The following is an 18,234-nucleotide window of genomic DNA, read 5'->3' as shown; positions in this document are numbered from 1 at the left end:
GCCTTGTGTGCTTGAGAGTCGCCACCTCGCGCATGCGCCGAGCGGTGATGAGGTTGACACCCTGAGGCAACACTTGGCGCTGATAGCCAAGACATGTCCGGAATTGCGTTCCTATGATGGAGGCGTCTCGGCACAGCCGAAATCGTAACGAGGAAACATCTGTGACCTACCAGATTGAAGAAGAAATGAAGGCCCAGGCGTACATCCCGACTGCGGATTGGCCAACGCTCGGAGAGATGGCCGAAGGCTTCGAAGGGCACAAATACGTAAGCACTGACTTTCTCTCTGGGAAAACGGTTAACATTCGTTTCGAAAATGGATGGCTGATCGAGCACCGATTCGAAAGCGCTACCGCTCTGAGCTGGAAAATCCTGGAAGGCGAAGGGACTGGCCTCAGTGCCACTGAAATCTACGAAGCTATTGAGGTCCGGCCAGGCATCCTTTTTGTAGAATTTCTTAAGCCTGCTCACCAGGAATCTGCAACCCTGATCTGGAAAGTCGAGACCGGCGATATCCTCGCTGCCGTTTCCTCCTTCCATGAGCAGGCTGGTGAAAAACGCACTCAGACCGGCTTTGCTGCGGCGGTCGTCGATGGCATGCCTGGTGGCTCACCCATCAGAAAATCGTCCAGCCTGGCAGGGAAGCGCGTCCTCTACCGCTACAGCGAAGATGATTGGTATGAGCACGTTTACTTCAGCGCAGAAACGATGGCCTGGAATTGCGTTAACGGTGCCGAGAAGGGCATCGCAGACGTCGAGAAGTGCGCTTACTACGACGTGGCTGATGATCTATATGTGCTTTTCTGGACCGAAACCGTGATGCCGGTTGAATCAGTCGTCGTTGTCGATCTCAAGCAGATGCGGTCAATAGGGCGCTTCTTCTGCTGGGACCCCAAGCCTGCGCAATTGCTGCACATGACTTTCGGTTCCAAAGCAACCTTGCTCAACGAAACGCATTATCCGAAATCGTTCGAAGAGTGATCACTCTCTATTAGTAGTGCCAAGTCCGGATGCCTGTGATACCCCTTGCATGCATAGAGGGGTTCAATCTCAGGCCTTCGGCGCCTTAAACGACAATTACAATTTCACGTTTACGAGGGCGTAATCATGGAGCAGACATCTACTCCAGCTGGAGCGTTGCGGAAAAACGCGCTAGGGATGTGGAACATCGTATTCTTTGTTCTCGCTACAAATGGGCCATTGACCGGCCTAATCGGGGTTGTTCCTACAGCCATTTTAATGGGGAATGGTGTTGGCCTGCCCGGAGTTTTCCTAGTGGTGGGCGCAGTTTATCTGCTCTTTGCGGTCGGTTTTGTCGCTATGGGGCGACACATCCGGAACGCAGGCGCGTTCTATGCTTATGTTGCCACCGGGCTCGGCCGTCCGATGGGAGCTGCTTCTGCGTTTTTGGCCATCGTTGCTTATGCTGGCATGCAGATCGCGTGCTATGGTCTTATCGGGTTCTTCACCTCTGAGGCGTTCCATCGTTTAGGCATCAATCTTGAGTGGTGGGTCGCAAGCATAGGCTATGCAATCCTGGTTCAACTGTTTGGTACCCGTAATGTCGAGTTCAATGGGCGATTCCTTGCCTTGTTGATGCTCGCGGAGCTGGTTGTCATTGTAATATTTGACATCGCAGTTGTTGGGCACGGTGGTGGGCCTGAAGGCTTCAGTATGGTTTCCTTTGAGCCGACAAATGTCTTTGCTACCGGACTGGGTGCCGCACTGGTATTCGTCGGTGGTGCGTTCATGGGCTTTGAGACAACTGCGATTTATGCAGAAGAAGCTCGCGACCCTGCCAAGACCCTACCGCGGGCAACCTTTACTGCTCTGATTTTGATCATGCTCTTCTATGCAGTGTCTTCTTGGCTGTTGCTGGTTGCAATCGGTCCATCGGTCGCCATCGATACGATCACGCAGGATCCAGGTGGAGTGTGGTTCCAGTTGTCGACCAAACTGGTTGGCGTTGCACTCGCTGATGCCATCAACATTTTGCTGATCACTAGCCTGTTTGCAGTGTTGCTCAGCTTCCACAATTCGCTATCCCGTTACCTCTTCTCGATGGGACGTGAGCGGATCCTGCCTAGCATACTGGCCGTGACCCATAAGAAGCATCAGACCCCGTATGTTGCTAGCACGCTCCAGACCGTCATTTGCCTGACCCTTCTGGTCATCTTCGGTGCCGCAGGTGCCGATCCGATTACCCAGGTACTCCCATTGGGTAGCGCTCCGGCAACGATCGGAATCCTGGCCGTGCAATGTCTGGCTTCGATCGCGGTTATTCGCTACTTCCGCAAGGACTCGATGGGGGTCAGCATTTGGAAGCGCTTGATTGCCCCTGCGGTGAGTGCGCTAGCCCTTGCTTACGGTGTGGTCTTGATCATCAACAACATGTCGTTGCTCACTGGTGGTGAGTCGATCTTCAACTCGCTGATTCCTGTCGGGATGCTCCTGGTAGCGATTGCCGGTATGTGCTTGGCCGGCTGGCACAAGTGGCGCAATCCGCAGATCTACGCCAACCTCGGTCGTGTCCTGAACGAGGTGTAGGTCGATACAGTTCATATCTTCTGAGGCCACTCACCTTTGGTACCTCAGCTTGACCGGCATTCGAAAGAATGCCGGTCTTTTTTATGCACGCATTTGAGCTTTCTGATGCAAAGTCATTTCTCAGCTCAAGCCTTGTATCTAATTTGATGACAGTAACGTCATAGCCCGTGACTAGCCAGGTCAAGACTGAGCTAGAATCAGACCTCTGCGTCCGGAGATCGCGGCGATCATTTGCGCGGGGCCATTTACTAGAATGTATAATGTCTCGCCGCGCACGACCATGATGAGCTTTTGCCGTTCGGCATAGAGAATTTCAAGTTCTATGGGTCTAATTATCTCCCAAGCTATCGAAAGGGTGATACGCAGATATGTTTTGATTTTTGACTTGGCTGCATGGTTTTCAGGGGAAGAATGTTTTGCCGAAGATAAGGGTCGCAATAATTGAAAGTCCTAATCCTATTGATCTATTTGCGGGGCGGTCCGAGGCGAGGGCGCTGGAGGCAACTTGCAAGCTCATGGGGCATGAAGCCATTTCATTTGTGGTGAAATCAAGAATGGAATTTAAAGATGTAATTAAATTCCTTGCTTCGTCAGATTCAAATCATGATATTTTTGAAGGTAACATCCCTATTTTTTTACACATTTCATCCCATGGCAACACAGGCTGTGTAGCTATTGGAGGGGATGAGGTGAAATGGGGTGAATTGCTTCAGGATTTGACTCCCCTTCTCATGAACTCGGCATACGAGGGGCAGTTGGCTATTTCTATTTCTGCGTGTGGGTCTGGGGGAAATTCCGTTTCAAATCATGCTGTAAGATTTCTTGATGAAAATCCTAGTGCAAAAATCCCAGCATATATTTTTTCCATCTTGGGGGAGCATGTTGATTGGGATGATGCGTTGATTGGTTGGAGTCTTTTGTATCACATGATCTCCAGGGTGGGTATTCGAGATCATAGAAAAATTATACAGTCGATAAAGAAAATCGCTGCATGTACAGATGTCGAATTTTCGTATAGACGCTGGAGTGCAGCCAAGCAGCGTTACCGCATGCCAAAGATGGTGCGGCCTAATTGAATTTTGTTACTGGATTCTAGGGGGTATCAGCCCCCTAGAGGTAACGTCGTCAGTCCAGGAAAAATCTTAGTTTGTAGAGATTTCTTGGAACTGCCCCTTGCTCCTAAAGCCTCGTGGAGATACTCCAAATCTTGATTTGAAGGCTCTAGAGAAGTGGCTGACGTCGTTAAATCCCCAGGCGAAGGCAACAGCTGAAATTTTCTGAATATCATTGGCTGACTCAAATTCAGAAGCACACTTGTCTAGTCTTCTGTCCAAGATATATTTGCTAATTGAGAGTCCATGTTGGGCAAAGATACGATGAAGCGTGCGCTTCGATGTGCCCAGGTCAGATGCGATCATCTCCGGCGTCAGTTCAAAGTTAGCAAGCTGGGCCTCAATGCATCGTTGAGCCCTTTCAAAATGAGATTTCAGGAGCTTTTCATTATAGCTGCAAGACTTATCCTCGGAAGAGGTCAGACTTGGGCGAATAAGATTCAACAAGGCATCCATTACAGCATCAAAATCTTCAGATTCAACTGCTTCATTAAAAAACTGATTCATGATGAAGCCGGCGACTGCGCCTGCCCGGGACGTTGAGGGTATTTTCTGGTTGAGAGAGATTTTTGAGCTAGCGATATGTTCGATTTTGTGCCTGGGTATCAAAATCGATATTTGTTCCGACATTCCTGAAAAATAAAAGTCGCTTGGTCGTGAGCTATCCAGTAAAACCAAATCACCTGGGTTGAGAATGCTTTGGGTCCCACAATGATCCATAGTGGCATTACCGGCTACTTGATGCACGATGTAAAAGAAATCGTGTCCATCGCGCTTGATATCCCTCACATTACGATGAATGTGGGGGCAGTTGGTGCCGATCTTCGCGCCTGCATAGCCGGGCACTGTCATGTGCGCCGGGAGGATAGCACCTTCGAAGCTCTCGATACCGTCGTGGCGGGGTGGCTCAGGATGAAAGGCCCCGCACTGCTCAGCTAGTGTCGACTCCCACAGTTGGTAACCGATAGCCCCTTGCAAGCGATCATTGAGAGTCGAGTGTTGATTCATGGTGCACCTGTTCTTGTGTTCAGATGGGCGACTAAGGCCGGCATCTGCTGGTGTGCAATTTATAGGCCACCGCTTTTCCATAAGGGCAAGCCACTGAATTCTTTGGCTTTTGTCATAAAACCGTGAAGAGGCGGAGGTCCTCTTCGCCCTTCCTGAGAACTCCAGTTACCCAGGGAGCCCAAAATGGGGTTCTTCAGTAACATGTTAACCATCATGATGGCATGTGGTCTAGCCCATTCCGCCTTCTGAGTGAGCTGAAATGAACCAGCCTGAGAATTACAGTCACGCGTGCCTCCATAGATGTTCAAGCTAGAGGCGGAGGCATGGGCCACTAATGGTCAGGCGGCCGAAATGACTGTTCTGGCTCGTGAGGACCGAGGAAGTTGTCGTAACTCATCTTTCCTGCGGAACGCGAGCGCAGATGCAAAACGACTATGTGGTGGGGAGGAGGCTAAGGAGTGATCATCGCGAGATGACGCTGAGGTGTCAGCGGATGGCTCTCAGCTCACAAACGCAACCGACCTCGCTGGCCGGTTGCGCAGACGGGAAGCTTAGGCGACAGCGAGATAGTGCTTCACGAAGGTATCGGTAAGGACCTCCCAAAGAACCGGTGTGCCCTTTTGAACGAACCAAGTGTCGCCAACATCGAAGCGAGTTACCTTGCCAGTAGACTCGTCAGTAAGCTGCACTGACCCTGTGACTACAACTGCATGCTCGTTGAAAGGGTAGGTCATCCTGAATTTGCCGCGGGTTAGCCCGAAATAGGCGCTGCTGACGGCATCAGTCGGCTCCCCGTGGGTCATCTTGCCAAATGCCTTGGCTTCACCTTCCAAGATGACGGAGCCGAGATCAGCAACGGTGCCCCAAGGCGCCAGCTCGGAGATATCTACGTTCTTTTGTACAGCGGTGAGAGTCATAACGATCATTCCTATTTAGGCTACGAATTTCAGCGACGGCCGTTGAAGAAGCCGGATATCTGGTGAGCGGTTTTGCCTATGGTGAGCAGCAAAGGTCGGATACGATCCTTGCCTACGATCTGTGAATGTTTTATAGAGCTGAGTAGGCCGTATCGGGACGAGCCTGCATTCATCCCTTCAGCAAGAATTTTGCAGACTATGTGGCTGGGGGTGACGCCAAAACCTGAGTAACCCTGCACATAGAATGCGTTTGGGCGGCCGCTAAGCGTACCTATCTGAGGGAAAAGGTTGGCGCTGGTGGCCATTGGGCCACCCCATGCTAGGTCGATTCGGACATCTTTCAGATAAGGGAAAATTTTGAGCATCAGGTTGCGATTCCAGGCCTTCAAATCCCCCGGAATCCGCTCAATGAACGGCGTCGCCGCACCAAACAGCAGTCGGTTTTCCCGCGTAACACGGTAGTAGTCGATCACTGGGCGAATGTCACTGTACGCACCGCGGATCGGGCTGATGCGTTGGATCAGTTCGTCTGGGAGCGGCTCAGTCATTAACTGGAATGCGTACGTATTGATGGTCTTGGCGTGCAACTCTGGCTCTAGTTTGTTGAGGAAGCTGTCACAAGCCCAAAGCAGCTTGCTCGCGGTGACAGAGCCGCGTCCTGTACGAACCCTGATCCTATCGCCATAGATCACCTCCAGTGCGGGGCTGTGCTCAAAGATTCTGGCCCCGTAGCTTGTGAGCGCCTTGGCTTCGCCGAGTAGGAGATTCAACGAGTGGACATGTCCGCCGCCCATGTGAAGAAGGGCGCTTGAGTAGGCGTCAGAGCCTATGATTTGCTGAACCTCATTACCGGAGAGGAAGCGGATTTCATCCTTCTGATTAATGGCCTTGAAATCTTTCTCCCAGGTTCGAAGCGTTTTTGCCTGGCGGGCGTTGAAGCCCATGTAGCCGTAGCCGTTACAGAAGTCGGCATCGATCTCATATCGGGCGATGCGATCTTTAATGATGCCCGCGCCAAGCTCGCTGATTTCGAAAATCTCGCGCACCCCCTCGTCTCCAACGCTGCTTTTTATCTTTTCCAGATCATGGCCGATACCAGCCATGATCTGCCCGCCGTTACGGCCCGTACCACCGAAACCTAGGTATCGGGCCTCTAATACGACGATGTTCGTGATGCCCTGCTCAGAAAGTTCTAAGGCAGTATTGATCCCTGAAAAACCACCTCCGATCACCACGACATCTGCCTCGATATCGTGCTCAAGAGTCGGATAGCTCAGGTCGTATTTCTTTGTGGCTGAGTAGTAAGTGGGTGTTTCGATGGAGATCATGGCTCGTCCGCTATTTGGATTTATTCAAGGAGTGAGCTGCGCAGCTGTGTGCTGCCGTGAATTAAGCGCCTACCGACCGGTTGGGTGCTTGATCCAGAATGCCATTCACTTGATTTTGCGTGCCACGAAATCTCGTGCGCTTCACAAAATCAGTCGATTGGGCCTCCCAGGGCCTCACGGAATCGTTAGAGGTTGTGAAAGGGTCAGCGCGATTGAGCTAACTGAGGGGATGCAAGGCTACCCATCAGAACGCAATTGGCCTGATGGGTGCCTGTGGAGAAGGGCGGAGGAAGACTATTTTCTCGACAGAAGTACCGCAGTTGCCCCCAAGAGGATGACTGCGGTCACCAGATAAAGGCCGCTATTCAATGAGCCGGTGCTGGATTTGATCCAGCCCATTACTGCTGGGCTGGCAAATCCGCCGATCAGCCCCAGGCTGTTGATGAGTGCAATTGCAGCAGCTGCATTGGGGCGTCCAGCGTATGCGTCAGAGGCTAAGGACCAGAAGAGTGGCATAGTCGACACGATTCCGGCGGTGGCCATCGTGAGGAGGGCCACCACTGCAACTAGATTGGTACCAGCCGCCGGCAGCAAAGCTAAAGCGAATGCTCCGAAAACTGCGGGTACGGCGGTGTGCCAGCGCCGCTCGCTACTAGAGTCCGAATGTCGGCATAGAAGGACCATCACAGCCACGGTTGCGGTATAGGGAATTGCCGAGAGCCACCCAATTTCAGCCGGTGTCACGGCTCCGCCGACCTTGAGCATGGTCGGTAGCCAGAAGCTGACTGCGTAGGTGCCACAGATAAACGCGAAGTAGGAGAAGCTCAGGGTGTACAGTTTCTTGCTACGTAGTAGTTGGCGCAGCGAAGCTGCGTGATTGGTGTTTGTTTTTGAGTCCTTGGATAGCGCGTCCAGAAGTACCCGCTTCTCTGGTATGCTCAGCCAGCCCGCCTTGTCGATGCTATCGTCCAGTACGAGGAAAGCGATGACGCCTAGAACTATGGCTGGTAGTGCCTCAACGATGAAAAGCCATTGCCAGCCTTGCATTTGTGCCACCAGGTCGAGGCTCTGCATGGCCCAACCCGAGACAGGTCCACCCAGTAACCCCGCAACAGGAATTCCCACCATGAACATGCCCAAAACCTGACCACGGCGAGCTTCAGGAAACCAGCAGCCAAGATAGTAAACGATGCCTGGGAAAAATCCGGCTTCGAACACCCCGAGTAGGAACCGCAAAACATAGAATTGAATAGGCGTTGTGACGAATGCCATCATACATCCCACTACGCCCCAACAAACCATGATTCTCGTTACGGTCTTTTTGGCTCCGATTTTCTGCAAGAGTAAATTGCTCGGGACCTCGAAAAGGAAATAGCCGACGAAAAATATTCCCGCACCTAAGCCGTAAACCGCATCACTGAACCCGAGCGCGTCTTGCATTTGCAATTTAGCGAAGCCGACATTAATGCGGTCAAGGTAAGCGATGACGTAGCAAATCAGTAAAAAAGGAACCAAGCGCCAGATTACTTTGCGATATAGCGCATTCTCGTCGATTGGCGAAGCGGTCACGGTTTCGACACGCTCTGATAGGTAAGGCTGTTGATTATACATTGTAGTGCCTCGATCAGGTTAAGGGGCTGTCAAACGCTCCATACGTCGTCCAGAAGGCGAAGCCAGTTTTCTCCCAATACCTTTTGAATCACCCGGTCCTTCATCCCAGCTGCTTGCATGGCTTCTGTTAGGTTCGGATATTCGCCGAGGGTGCGAATACCCAGTGGGTTCAAAATCGGGCCGAAATTGGTGAGCTTCCTATAGGATCCCTTGTCGTGAGTGATCCAGTCGAAAAATCCCTTGTCATAGCCTTGTGTGAAATCAGTGCCGATTCCCACTGCATCCTCGCCAACGACGTTTAGGGTGTATTGAATAGCCTCAACGTAGTCATCCACTGTGGCTTCGATTCCTCGCTTCAGGAACGGCGGGAACATAGTCACTCCGACGAACCCTCCGCGGTCAGCGATGAATTTCAGCTGCTCGTCGGACTTGTTGCGGGGGTGTTCTTTGAGCCCAGAGGGAAGGCAGTGCGAGTAGCAGACGGGCTTTGAAGACGCACGAATGGCCTCGTCAGAGGTAAGAGGTCCGACGTGTGAAAGGTCTACCAAAATCCCTACACGGTTCATCTCCGCAACGATCTCATGGCCGAAACCGGAGAGGCCTCCATCACGCTCATAACACCCCGTCCCTATTAAGTTCTGGGTGTTATAGGTGAGCTGGGAGATCCCGACCCCTAGCTCTTTGAATACGCTTACATATTCAATGCGATCCTCAAAGCAATGGCTGTTCTGAAAACCCATGATAAGCCCGGTTTTTCCCTTGGCTTTGGCTTCATGGATTTCTGCTGTGTTTCGAACCAGTGTTACAAGGTCAGAGTTCGCATCTATAAGTTTCTTGAAGTCAATGATGTTATCTAACGTACCAAGGAAGTCCTCCCAGATAGATACGGTACAGTTTGCAGCCGTGAGGCCACCTTTTCTCATGTCTCTAAATACGTCTTCGCTCCATTTGGACACAACCAGTCCGTCCACTACGATGGAATCGTTATGCAGGCTCATCTCTAATTTCCCGTCTTGCTTATGTAATGACAAAACTATAGAAACTGGGATAACGTAGGTCTATAGGTAACGATTACCTAGGTAATCGTGGAGGATTCCGTTGGCGATTTGGTCCAAAATCGTGCGTGTTTCGCTTAGGAAGGACACCAGGGCACCAAAATGAAACTATTACAGACAGAGATCGAGTACGGTGAGCTGTTTGTTCATCTTCCCGTGGCTGTAATCGTGGCCAAGAATAGGATCATGGTTGAGTGTAATGAGCGCGCGCTAGAGCTGTTCCGGGCAGGGCGTGAGGATATCGTCGACCAGTCGTTTGCTGTGTTGTACCCAGAAGAAAAGGATTTCGAGAGCGCTGGAAGGCGAATTGAGCCACTGCTTGCCCGCCAGGTGGTTTTCACCGATGACCGCATCATGCGCCGAGTAGATGGTACGCACTTTTGGGTCACGGTCCGTGGATACGCTTTCAACCGAGAGGATCCATACGAGCTTGCAGCTTGGGCGTTCGTTGATTTGTCGCCATCTGACCGAGACAATCAGGTGGCCGCGTCACTCACGAAGAGAGAGCGGGATGTCGCAGCTCTGGTCATCGGTGGAGGAACCAGCAAGGAAATCGGGAGGGAGCTGGGAATTAGCCCCCGTACCGTCGACATTCACAGGGCAAGCCTTCTCAAAAAGTACGGTGTGAATACCACGGCCGACCTGATCAAAAAGCTGATTGACTGAGGCGGGCACCCCTAATCCGTCAGGCGCTGAGGGCTCGCTTTCCGGGTCCATGCGTAGTGCGGTAGCGCAAGGCAAAGTCGAACCTATAATCATCTATAGTTGACCATAAACCTTATAAGGCTGAGGGTTTTATAGTTAGTAGCTGAAATTTAAAAAGTCGGCCTGGCACGATTTTAGGCGCCTTACAAAAAAGGACACGTTGCCTGCGTGGCGCGCTATTTTGCTCGGCTCAGCCTCTGAAGCGTCCATTCGGCTGACCCTTGGCCTGCATTCGCTCACGGCAATGCAGATACAACTGATGGGGCTTCAAGGGACGGGTGAAACGATTAATATGTACGAAGCTACGGCCGCGAGGTATGCGGGTGAGATGCTCCAGATTATGTACTGTCTGATGAAGAGGGCTAGCTGCGCGTCAAAAAGATATTAAAAGCAATAGTGCACACAAGGAGCGGTCGCTATTGCAATTAAAAGCTGGCGTCTTCAAGAGGAATTGCTAGGTTGCTTATTTAAGAGGGCTCCTTTTCTGGGCTGTTATCGTGTTGCGCGCAGTCATGAGCTTGAATTTTTCATTGCTCGGAAACTGCATCGACAACGGGGCCTTGCAAGCATAGGTACTCCCAGATTATCGTTGCCGCCGCCAAAGAAGTTAGTTCAGCATGATCATAGGGAGGTGCTACTTCAACCATATCCATCCCGACGAAGTTCAACCCTCTGAGCCCTCGTAGAATCGCCTGAACTTGCCATGAAGCCAAGCCGCCAACCTCAGGGGTGCCCGTGCCTGGCGCATATGATGGGTCAAGCGCGTCAATATCGAAGCTCAGATATACAGGCTCGTGTGTGCCCATACTTTGGCGGATCCGTTCCACGACAGCGCTTGTACCTATCTCGTGAACAGTCTGCGCTGAAAGGATGGTAACCCCCTGCTCTAGGGTCCAGCGAAGTACTTCGGGCTGTACCGGCGAGCGAATTCCAACTTGCACAAAATGATGAGCATCCACCAGATCTTCTTGGATTGCATTATAGAATACAGAGCCGTGACCGTACTTCTGTCCGAAACTGTCAGGCCAAGTATCAACATGGGCATCGAAATGTATTATTCGTACAGGTTTGCCAAGCCTCTTCTTTAGCGCTCTGAGGAGCGCCAGACTAATGCCATGGTCTCCGCCCAGAGCAATCAAATGCTTGATTGGGTGTGCCTGGGCCTCGATGAGTTCGAGACTTTGAACAACCTCACCCAATGCGATGTTAAAATCGCCTGCGTCTGCGAGAGCGAGGTTCAGCGGATCGAAGCCCGTTTCAGGATGTCCGCCATCTGCTAGCATCCGGCTGGCGCGCCGTATCGCTGAGGGTGCTTCTCGGGCGCCGCCTCTATTGACGGTGGCGATATCGAGCGGCACACCCGCGATCACGTAGTCTGCATCGATATCCGTGCGTCTGACGCCAAGAAATGTGGGTGACAAGGAGAAAGTGGGCTTACTCATTTTTGCGCTCTACTTTGCTTGATTCCGGTAAAATTAAGCGTATTTTCTTGATGGTAAAAGATGATTGTCAACAAATAAATTGACAAGCCAACTCGTTGGCACGCCATCAAGTTGTAGGGGCAGGCGCAAGAGCGAGCAATCTTGATGAAGCGACACCTAAAGCTTGGGCGGCGCAAAGTGAAATGGGGTCGTAAGGATGAATGAAAGCCCGGAGGTTATCCGGGCCCTCATCTGGATCAGCGCAACTCGCGTAGGAATTCAGAAACCTTTTCCAAGCCTTCTTTCAACACCTCAGTGTTGTTTGCATACCCAATCCGTACATAGCCTTCGATATCGAGCGCACTACCTGGAGTGAACATCACGCCTTTGGCATCCAGCAAGCGGACGCAGAAATCACGAGAAGAGATATCAGCATCGATCTTTAGCAGGGCAGTGGTGCCGGACTTGGGTTTGACGTATGAAACCTTCGGCTCGTCTGCAACCCAGGCGTCAAGAATCTCCAGGTTCGTACGGGTGAGAGCATGGTTACGAGCGAGGATCTTGTCACGGTTCTCCAGTGCGATGCAGGCAAAGTGGTCATCCAGCATGCCAACACTGATGGTGTTGTAGTCTCGGTGAATCGAAACGGCGTGGATCAACTCTACGGGGCCAACGATCCAGCCCAGGCGCAGGCCAGCGAGCGAATATGCCTTGGACATGCTCGCGGTGCTGATTCCTTTCTCGTACAGGTCAGCGATGGATACTGTGTAGCCATTTCCCACTTGGTCAGTCCCGCGGTATACCTCATCGCAAAGTAGCCAAGCGTCAACCGAACGTGCGACCTCGACGATCTGTTCAAGCATCGCGCGATCCATCAACGAGCCTGTAGGGTTGTTAGGATTATTGAGTGCGATCAATTTGGTGTTCTTGCGAACCATGCCACGGAGTTCTTCCAAGTCGGGCAGGAATGCATTTTCTTCGCGCAAGCGCAGAATCGAGACGTCGGCGCCGTAGCTTTCCGGAATGGAGTAGTGCTGCTGGTAGGTAGGTCCAACCGAAATGACATGATCGCCAGGCTCGACCAGTGTCTCATGCACCAGAGCGTTCGCGCCTATTGCCCCGTGAGTGATGATGACATTCTCGGGCGACTGGTTGTCGTAGAGCGATGCAACAACGTTGCGCAGACGGTCGGAGCCTTCGATTGCGCCATAAGTCATTTTCATCGGAAGCAGTTCAGAAAGGATGGTTTCTTTCTTGCCGGCAAAATCCAGCAATTGCTCGATGGTGATGGACTCGACGCAGGTTTCGGCCAAGTTGTATTTGCACTTGGTTTCGTAGGCGTTCATCCAGATTTCTACGCCGAACTCTTTAATCTTCATAGTGTGCTCTTATGATTTTCAGGGATGGTTGGGGGTTCAGGACACTGTGTCGCGGGCGTCGCTCAACGAGCGTGTGTTGTGCTTGGCTGCAAACCAGTTCTTGTACAGCTGAGTGGCGTAATAACCACCGTAACAAAGGGCAATGAAAGGCAGGCTCACGTACAACGCGATGCGCTGCTCAGGGTCAAAGCCGATCCCGATGCATGCTCCCAAGCAAGAGATCAGGGCGATTACAGGGACAACCGGGTACCAGCGCACGCGGTAACTCAGGTCTTCGACCTTGCCCCCGCGGCGGATGTGGTCTCGACGGAATAGGATTTGGCAGACAGCGATGCTGACCCACACCGCGACGATTGCGAATCCGCCGATAGATACCAGCACCAGATAGACCGTCTCAGCTGCCCATACGCTACTCATCAGTGCCGCGATTCCGCCAACCATGCTGAAAAGAATTGCAGTTGTAGGAGTGCCGCGTCGGTTCAGTCGGGCAAAGCTGCGGGGCAGTTGGCCTTGATCACCGAGTGTCCACAGCATGCGCGCAGCGGCGTAGAGGCCAGAGTTTGCAGCCGATACAAGCGCAGTGATGATTACGAAATTCATGATGTCAGCTGCGTAGGGGATGCCAATTTTGCTGAACACCACGACGAACGGGCTCTCGGATACGCCAGCCTGCTCTCGCGGTAGCATCATGCAGATGACTAGGATGGTCCCGATGAAGAAAAGCACCAGCCTCAATACAGTTCCATTCAGTGCACGAGGGATGGTGCGCTGTGGGTTTGCCGTTTCGCCAGCAGCAATGCCGATCACCTCGGTGCCCGCAAAACCGAATGCCACAGCCAGTAGCACGAGCCCGATGGAGCTGAAGCCAGTTGGGAACCAGCCTTCCCTAGTGAAGTTCGCCAGGCCTGTCGTCTGCGGGTCGCCGCCGGAGATCACGCCACTGATCGCCAGACCACCTACGACAATGAAGACGATTACCGTGATGACCTTGATCAGGGACAGCCAGAACTCTGTTTCAGCGTAGGCCCTCACCGAGGACAGATTGTTGACCGTGATCACCACTCCGAACATTGCCGCCCAGGCCCAGACGGGAACTCCGGGCAACCATCGTTCCATCAATACGCCTGCTCCCAGCAGTTCCGAGCCAATGGCAGTTGCCCAACTCAACCAATACAACCAAGCAACCGCGTAGCCCGAAGCAGGACCTACGAACCGTGTGGTGTACGCACTGAAGGAGCCTGTTTCCGGCATGTGCACGGCGAGTTCACCTAGACAGCACATGACGCAATAGACCATCACCGCGCAAATGACATATGCGATGACTGCACCTAAAGGCCCTGCTTGACCGACGGTAAAACCGGAAGCAAGAAACAACCCGGTACCGATGGTGCCACCGATGGCCAACATGACCAGGTGACGAGTCTGCATATCCTTTCGGAATTCATTCTTACGAGGAGGACGTTCGAGGGGACTTGTCATTCTTGTTTTCTCACGCTTGAGCTGCTGCTGGAGCGCCAGGTTGCTCAGTCGGCCCGCTATCGGCCATGGCCTGACGCGTTGATCGTTGTTGTGGGTTCATTTATATCCTAAAAGTCCAAGGTAGACAATAATTCCATTTGAAGGTAAAAAGTGGCTACCCCCGGCGGTGGCTGTTCTCACCTTCACCACAGCTGACGCTGGGCTGGTCTCATGAAATCGAGCTAGATCAACAAGATAAGGAATGACACGAATGGGTATTGAACGCCTGCACACCGACAAGCGCATGAGCTTGGTGGTGAAGCACCAAGGCACCGTCTATCTGTCCGGCGAGGTTGCGAATGACTTCCAAGCAGGCATCGCGCAGCAAACCCGGGAAACGCTGCAAAATATCGAGCGACTGCTGGATGAGGCTGGGACCGACAAGAATCACGTCCTGTCCGCGACTATTTATCTGAAGGACATCGACGCTCATTTCGGCGGCATGAATGATGTCTGGGATCAATGGGTGCCTGCCGGTAAGGGCCCTGCGCGTGCAACTGTCGAAGCGAAAATGTGCGAGCCTGGCATTCTCGTGGAAATCTCGATCGTTGCAGCTTTGCCAGCCTGACGGTCTTGCTGGGGCAGTAATCGGTAGGCGATCACTGCCTCGGTCGTGAAGACAAGAACAACAAAATCTCCGTTGCCCGTATCGGGTAGCTCAAGATGCCCGCCGACGGCAACGTTTCCGCATTCTTATCGGATCCTAAGGTATGGGCTTACATCTCAGGTTCGGGCACAAAATCGTGCTCGCGGCATCGGCGATCGTGCTCGTTGTGTTTTCATCGTTCGCCGTCATCAGCGAATCTAGACAGCGCGATGAAATCCGTAAAAGCGTTCAACAGTTCCTTCAGGCAGTAGGGTCGGATTCCGCCTCAAGCATCTCGCATTGGATAGCGGGCAGGACATTGTTGGTAGAGAACCTCGCCCAGGCAGCTGCTCTTTCCCCTCATTCTCAGGCCGTGGCGCCATATCTTTCATTGCAGTCAATGAAGCAAACCTTCATAGCCACGTTCGTGGGTTGGCAGGACGGTGCATTCGTGACGTTTCCGGATGACCCGATGCCTGCTGGCTACGATCCGCGGTCACGACCTTGGTACGAACTGGGCATGGCAGCATCTGGTGTGGCTATCACGGAGCCCTATGCAGACAGTATTACGCGAGAGCTACTGGTATCGATCGTGGACAAGGTCCAGGTTCGAGGCCAGGTTCTGGCTGTCGCAGGAGCCGATGTCGCGCTCAAAAGTGTTGTAGACATCATCAATGCGGCCGATCTCAAAGGTATGGGGTATGCCTTCCTGGTGAGCGGTGACGGGAAAGTGCTAGTGCACCCAGACCCCTCTATGTCCATGCGTCGTCTCGACGATGTTGTCCCTGGGGCTCAACCGTCATTGCTGGATCGTCTCCAGGAGGTATCGGGAGGCAAAGAGCTATTGATGTTTATCCCTGTCAGAGGCCTTCCATCACTCGATTGGCGCATTGGGTTGGTCGTCGATAAACAGAAAGCGTATGCGCCGATAGAGGCTTCCCGAAGGGTCACATTCATCACACTGTTTTTGGCGGTTCTCGTTGTGATCGCTCTGCTGGGGGCGCTGGTCCAGAGGCTGCTACAGCCCCTGCGCACAATGAGTAATGCCATGCACGATATCGCTCAAGGGGAGGGTGACCTGACGGTGAGGTTGGCTAACCGAAGCAATGATGAGTTCGGCGCATTAGCTCAATCGTTCAACCGATTTGTGGGCAGGGTGCATGAGTCTATGCAGCAGGTGGCCAGCGCTACGAAGGCAGTAGATCAAGGTGTGCGTGCGGTGACGCAGGCGTCGGAAGCCTCGCTCAGTAGCTCATCGGAGCAAAGTACCCGGACAAGCAGCGTTGTGACAGCAATCCAACAGCTAGGTGCTGCTACACAGGATATTGCTCAGAATGCAGCGCTTGCGTCTCAACGAACGGTCAGTGCTCGCGACCAGGCAACGTCTGGTTATGCAGTACTGACGGACACGATCACAGCGATTGATCATTTGACCCAGCTGATTGGCGCCTCTGGTAACAGCATCGATTCGCTCCATGCCAAGACAGCTGGTATCGGGCAGATACTCGATGTGATCACGGGTATCTCCCAGCAGACAAATTTGCTGGCTCTCAATGCTGCAATTGAGGCTGCAAGAGCTGGTGAGGCCGGACGCGGCTTCGCTGTCGTTGCCGATGAGGTTCGCAGTCTTGCGCACCGCACACAGCAATCTGCTCGCCAGGTGCAACAACTCATTGAGGAGTTACAGGAGGAGGCGCAGCGTTCGGTTGGTCAAATGCAGGACAGTCAGCATTACGGAAAAGAAAGCATCGACATCGCGCAGAAGGCCGGGGTCCGCCTTGGGAGCATCACCACGATTGTCGGTGAGATCGATGGCATCAACCATTCTGTTGCAGCTGCGACTGAGGAGCAGAGTACGGTCGCTGATTTGATCAGTTCCGATACGACTGAACTGGATCTACTGAACAGGAAGGGCGTCGAGAATCTCCGTGAAACGCTTGATGCTTGCGCGCGGCTACAGCAGCAGGTTGAGAGCCTCCGCGAGCTTGTGTCCGGTTTCAGGCTTTGATGTGAGAGAGGGAAGAAGGACGCAATTGGAGCCCGATCCTTCTGAAAACCATGTGCAGGTGTGTGCCCATCGACGACAACCTGGTCGAAAACCAGATACGCCATGGGCACTCGGCCACTCGGCTGGTTCGTTTGCTGGATTACTGCGCAGCCATATCCCATCCACTAACGCCATCGGGCTCAGGCCGTCCTGCAAAGGCCTCCATCAATTGCAATGCGTACGCCGGTGATGTATCCCGCCAGTGGGCTGCTTAGAAACGCAACCAGAGCGCCTAGCTCCTCCGGGGCGCCATAGCGACGCATTGGAATTTGTAGACTTTCTTCCGCCTCCAGTGCAGCAAGAGCGCGGCCAGATTCGATGGCAGCTCGGGTTAGCAGGTCGCGCGTACGTGCAGTGTCGAACGATCCGGGGAGCAGTGTATTCACCGTGATGCCGAAGGCCGCCAGTTCATTGGCCAAAGTCTTTGCCCAGTTGGCCAACCCTGCTCTAAGGCTATTCGACAGAGCCAAGCCCGGAATGGGCTCGACTACGCTAGTGGAGGCAATCAACACGACTCGGCCGAAGCCTTGCGCTTTCATCTGCGGTACAAAAGCGTTCGCCATGGCAATGGATGACAACATTTGGCCTTCGACTTCCCTGCGCCAGAGGGCTGCATCGAAGGCGGCCGCTGCTGCTGGTGGAGGCCCCCCATTGTTCAGCAGCAAAATATTTGGCGTGCCCATTGCCGCGTGAATGGCATCGACGGTCGCCTGAATGGCATCTACATCGTAAAGGTCAGCCGCTACACTGACCGCGACGCCGCCACTCTCACGAATCTGGTCGACCGCCTGCCGCAGCTTTACCTCGTCACGTGCGACCAGGCAGACCTGCACACCTTCAGCCGCGAGTGCTTTGGCTGAGGCCAGCCCAAGCCCTGAGCTGCCGCCACCTATCACGGCCCGCAGACCTTCGAGCTTCATGTCCATAGATGATCTTTCCGGCGTTAGATTATGGGTGTACTCATCACCCCGGAGCGTTCGACGAACGCTCCGGAGGTCATC

The 18,234-nt window shown here is 53.0% G+C and carries 15 protein-coding genes; 6 read left to right on the top strand and 9 right to left on the bottom strand.

The annotated features are described in order from the left end of the window. Positions 1–161 precede the first annotated feature (161 nt). The 3 genes from HU748_RS15190 to HU748_RS15180 all read left to right on the top strand — a co-directional run bounded on the left by HU748_RS15190 (position 162) and on the right by HU748_RS15180 (position 3,622). The gene (locus HU748_RS15190) at positions 162–980 is read left to right on the top strand and encodes a MoaF C-terminal domain-containing protein (protein ID WP_186478130.1); all 819 of its coding nucleotides are present in this window, start codon (positions 162–164) and stop codon (positions 978–980) included. A gap of 126 nt (positions 981–1,106) precedes the next feature. After that, positions 1,107–2,546: an APC family permease gene (locus tag HU748_RS15185; protein ID WP_186478131.1), complete on the top strand. Its 1,440-nt coding sequence runs from the start codon at positions 1,107–1,109 to the stop codon at positions 2,544–2,546. Between the two features lie 380 nt (positions 2,547–2,926). After that, a complete protein-coding gene (locus HU748_RS15180) occupies positions 2,927–3,622 on the top strand; it encodes a hypothetical protein (RefSeq protein WP_186720942.1) in 696 nt (231 codons plus the stop codon). A 66-nt stretch (positions 3,623–3,688) separates the two neighbouring features. Here the strand turns inward: HU748_RS15180 and feaR are convergent, their stop codons facing one another. From feaR to HU748_RS15155, 5 genes are all read right to left on the bottom strand, one after another. Then, complete coding sequence (gene feaR / locus HU748_RS15175; RefSeq protein WP_186596325.1) at positions 3,689–4,666, bottom strand: transcriptional regulator FeaR; 978 nt, start codon at positions 4,664–4,666, stop codon at positions 3,689–3,691. 551 nt (positions 4,667–5,217) lie between these two features. Continuing rightward, positions 5,218–5,583 (bottom strand): cupin domain-containing protein, encoded by a 366-nt coding sequence (locus HU748_RS15170; RefSeq protein ID WP_186478134.1) that lies wholly within the window; start codon positions 5,581–5,583, stop codon positions 5,218–5,220. Between the two features lie 29 nt (positions 5,584–5,612). Further along, positions 5,613–6,911 (bottom strand): FAD-binding oxidoreductase, encoded by a 1,299-nt coding sequence (locus HU748_RS15165; protein WP_186720940.1) that lies wholly within the window; start codon positions 6,909–6,911, stop codon positions 5,613–5,615. 294 nt (positions 6,912–7,205) lie between these two features. After that, on the bottom strand, positions 7,206–8,522 hold the full coding sequence (locus HU748_RS15160; protein ID WP_186720939.1) for an MFS transporter: 1,317 nt from the start codon (positions 8,520–8,522) through the stop codon (positions 7,206–7,208). 29 nt (positions 8,523–8,551) lie between these two features. Continuing rightward, the gene (locus HU748_RS15155; protein ID WP_186720938.1) at positions 8,552–9,520 is read right to left on the bottom strand and encodes a dipeptidase; all 969 of its coding nucleotides are present in this window, start codon (positions 9,518–9,520) and stop codon (positions 8,552–8,554) included. 159 nt (positions 9,521–9,679) lie between these two features. Here HU748_RS15155 and HU748_RS15150 point away from each other — a divergent pair, with 159 nt between their 5' ends. Continuing rightward, positions 9,680–10,243, top strand: coding sequence for a PAS and helix-turn-helix domain-containing protein (locus tag HU748_RS15150; RefSeq protein ID WP_186720937.1), 564 nt, complete (start codon positions 9,680–9,682; stop codon positions 10,241–10,243). A gap of 566 nt (positions 10,244–10,809) precedes the next feature. On the opposite strand, the gene speB is transcribed toward HU748_RS15150, so the two are convergent. From speB to HU748_RS15135, 3 genes are all read right to left on the bottom strand, one after another. Then, on the bottom strand, positions 10,810–11,724 hold the full coding sequence (gene speB / locus HU748_RS15145) for an agmatinase (protein ID WP_186596315.1): 915 nt from the start codon (positions 11,722–11,724) through the stop codon (positions 10,810–10,812). 236 nt (positions 11,725–11,960) lie between these two features. Next, positions 11,961–13,082 carry an aminotransferase gene (locus HU748_RS15140; RefSeq protein WP_186478140.1) on the bottom strand — a complete coding sequence of 374 codons (1,122 nt, stop codon included), beginning with the start codon at positions 13,080–13,082 and terminating at the stop codon, positions 11,961–11,963. Between the two features lie 36 nt (positions 13,083–13,118). Then, entirely contained in the window at positions 13,119–14,510 is a 1,392-nt protein-coding gene (locus HU748_RS15135; protein WP_186720936.1) for an amino acid permease, read from the bottom strand. Between the two features lie 301 nt (positions 14,511–14,811). Between HU748_RS15135 and HU748_RS15130 the strand changes: the two genes are divergently transcribed. Together HU748_RS15130 and HU748_RS15125 are read left to right on the top strand one after the other, a co-directional pair. After that, positions 14,812–15,168: a RidA family protein gene (locus HU748_RS15130; protein WP_186478142.1), complete on the top strand. Its 357-nt coding sequence runs from the start codon at positions 14,812–14,814 to the stop codon at positions 15,166–15,168. A 142-nt stretch (positions 15,169–15,310) separates the two neighbouring features. Next, on the top strand, positions 15,311–17,194 hold the full coding sequence (locus HU748_RS15125; protein ID WP_186720935.1) for a methyl-accepting chemotaxis protein: 1,884 nt from the start codon (positions 15,311–15,313) through the stop codon (positions 17,192–17,194). A gap of 179 nt (positions 17,195–17,373) precedes the next feature. Here the strand turns inward: HU748_RS15125 and HU748_RS15120 are convergent, their stop codons facing one another. Continuing rightward, a complete protein-coding gene (locus tag HU748_RS15120; RefSeq protein ID WP_186720933.1) occupies positions 17,374–18,159 on the bottom strand; it encodes an SDR family oxidoreductase in 786 nt (261 codons plus the stop codon). Positions 18,160–18,234: the final 75 nt, after the last annotated feature.

The organism is Pseudomonas sp. RW3S2, from assembly GCF_014268955.1.
Lineage (GTDB): Bacteria > Pseudomonadota > Gammaproteobacteria > Pseudomonadales > Pseudomonadaceae > Aquipseudomonas > Aquipseudomonas wayambapalatensis.
Note: the sequence above shows the minus strand (reverse complement) of the source record. Positions and strands in the feature narration are given on the sequence as shown.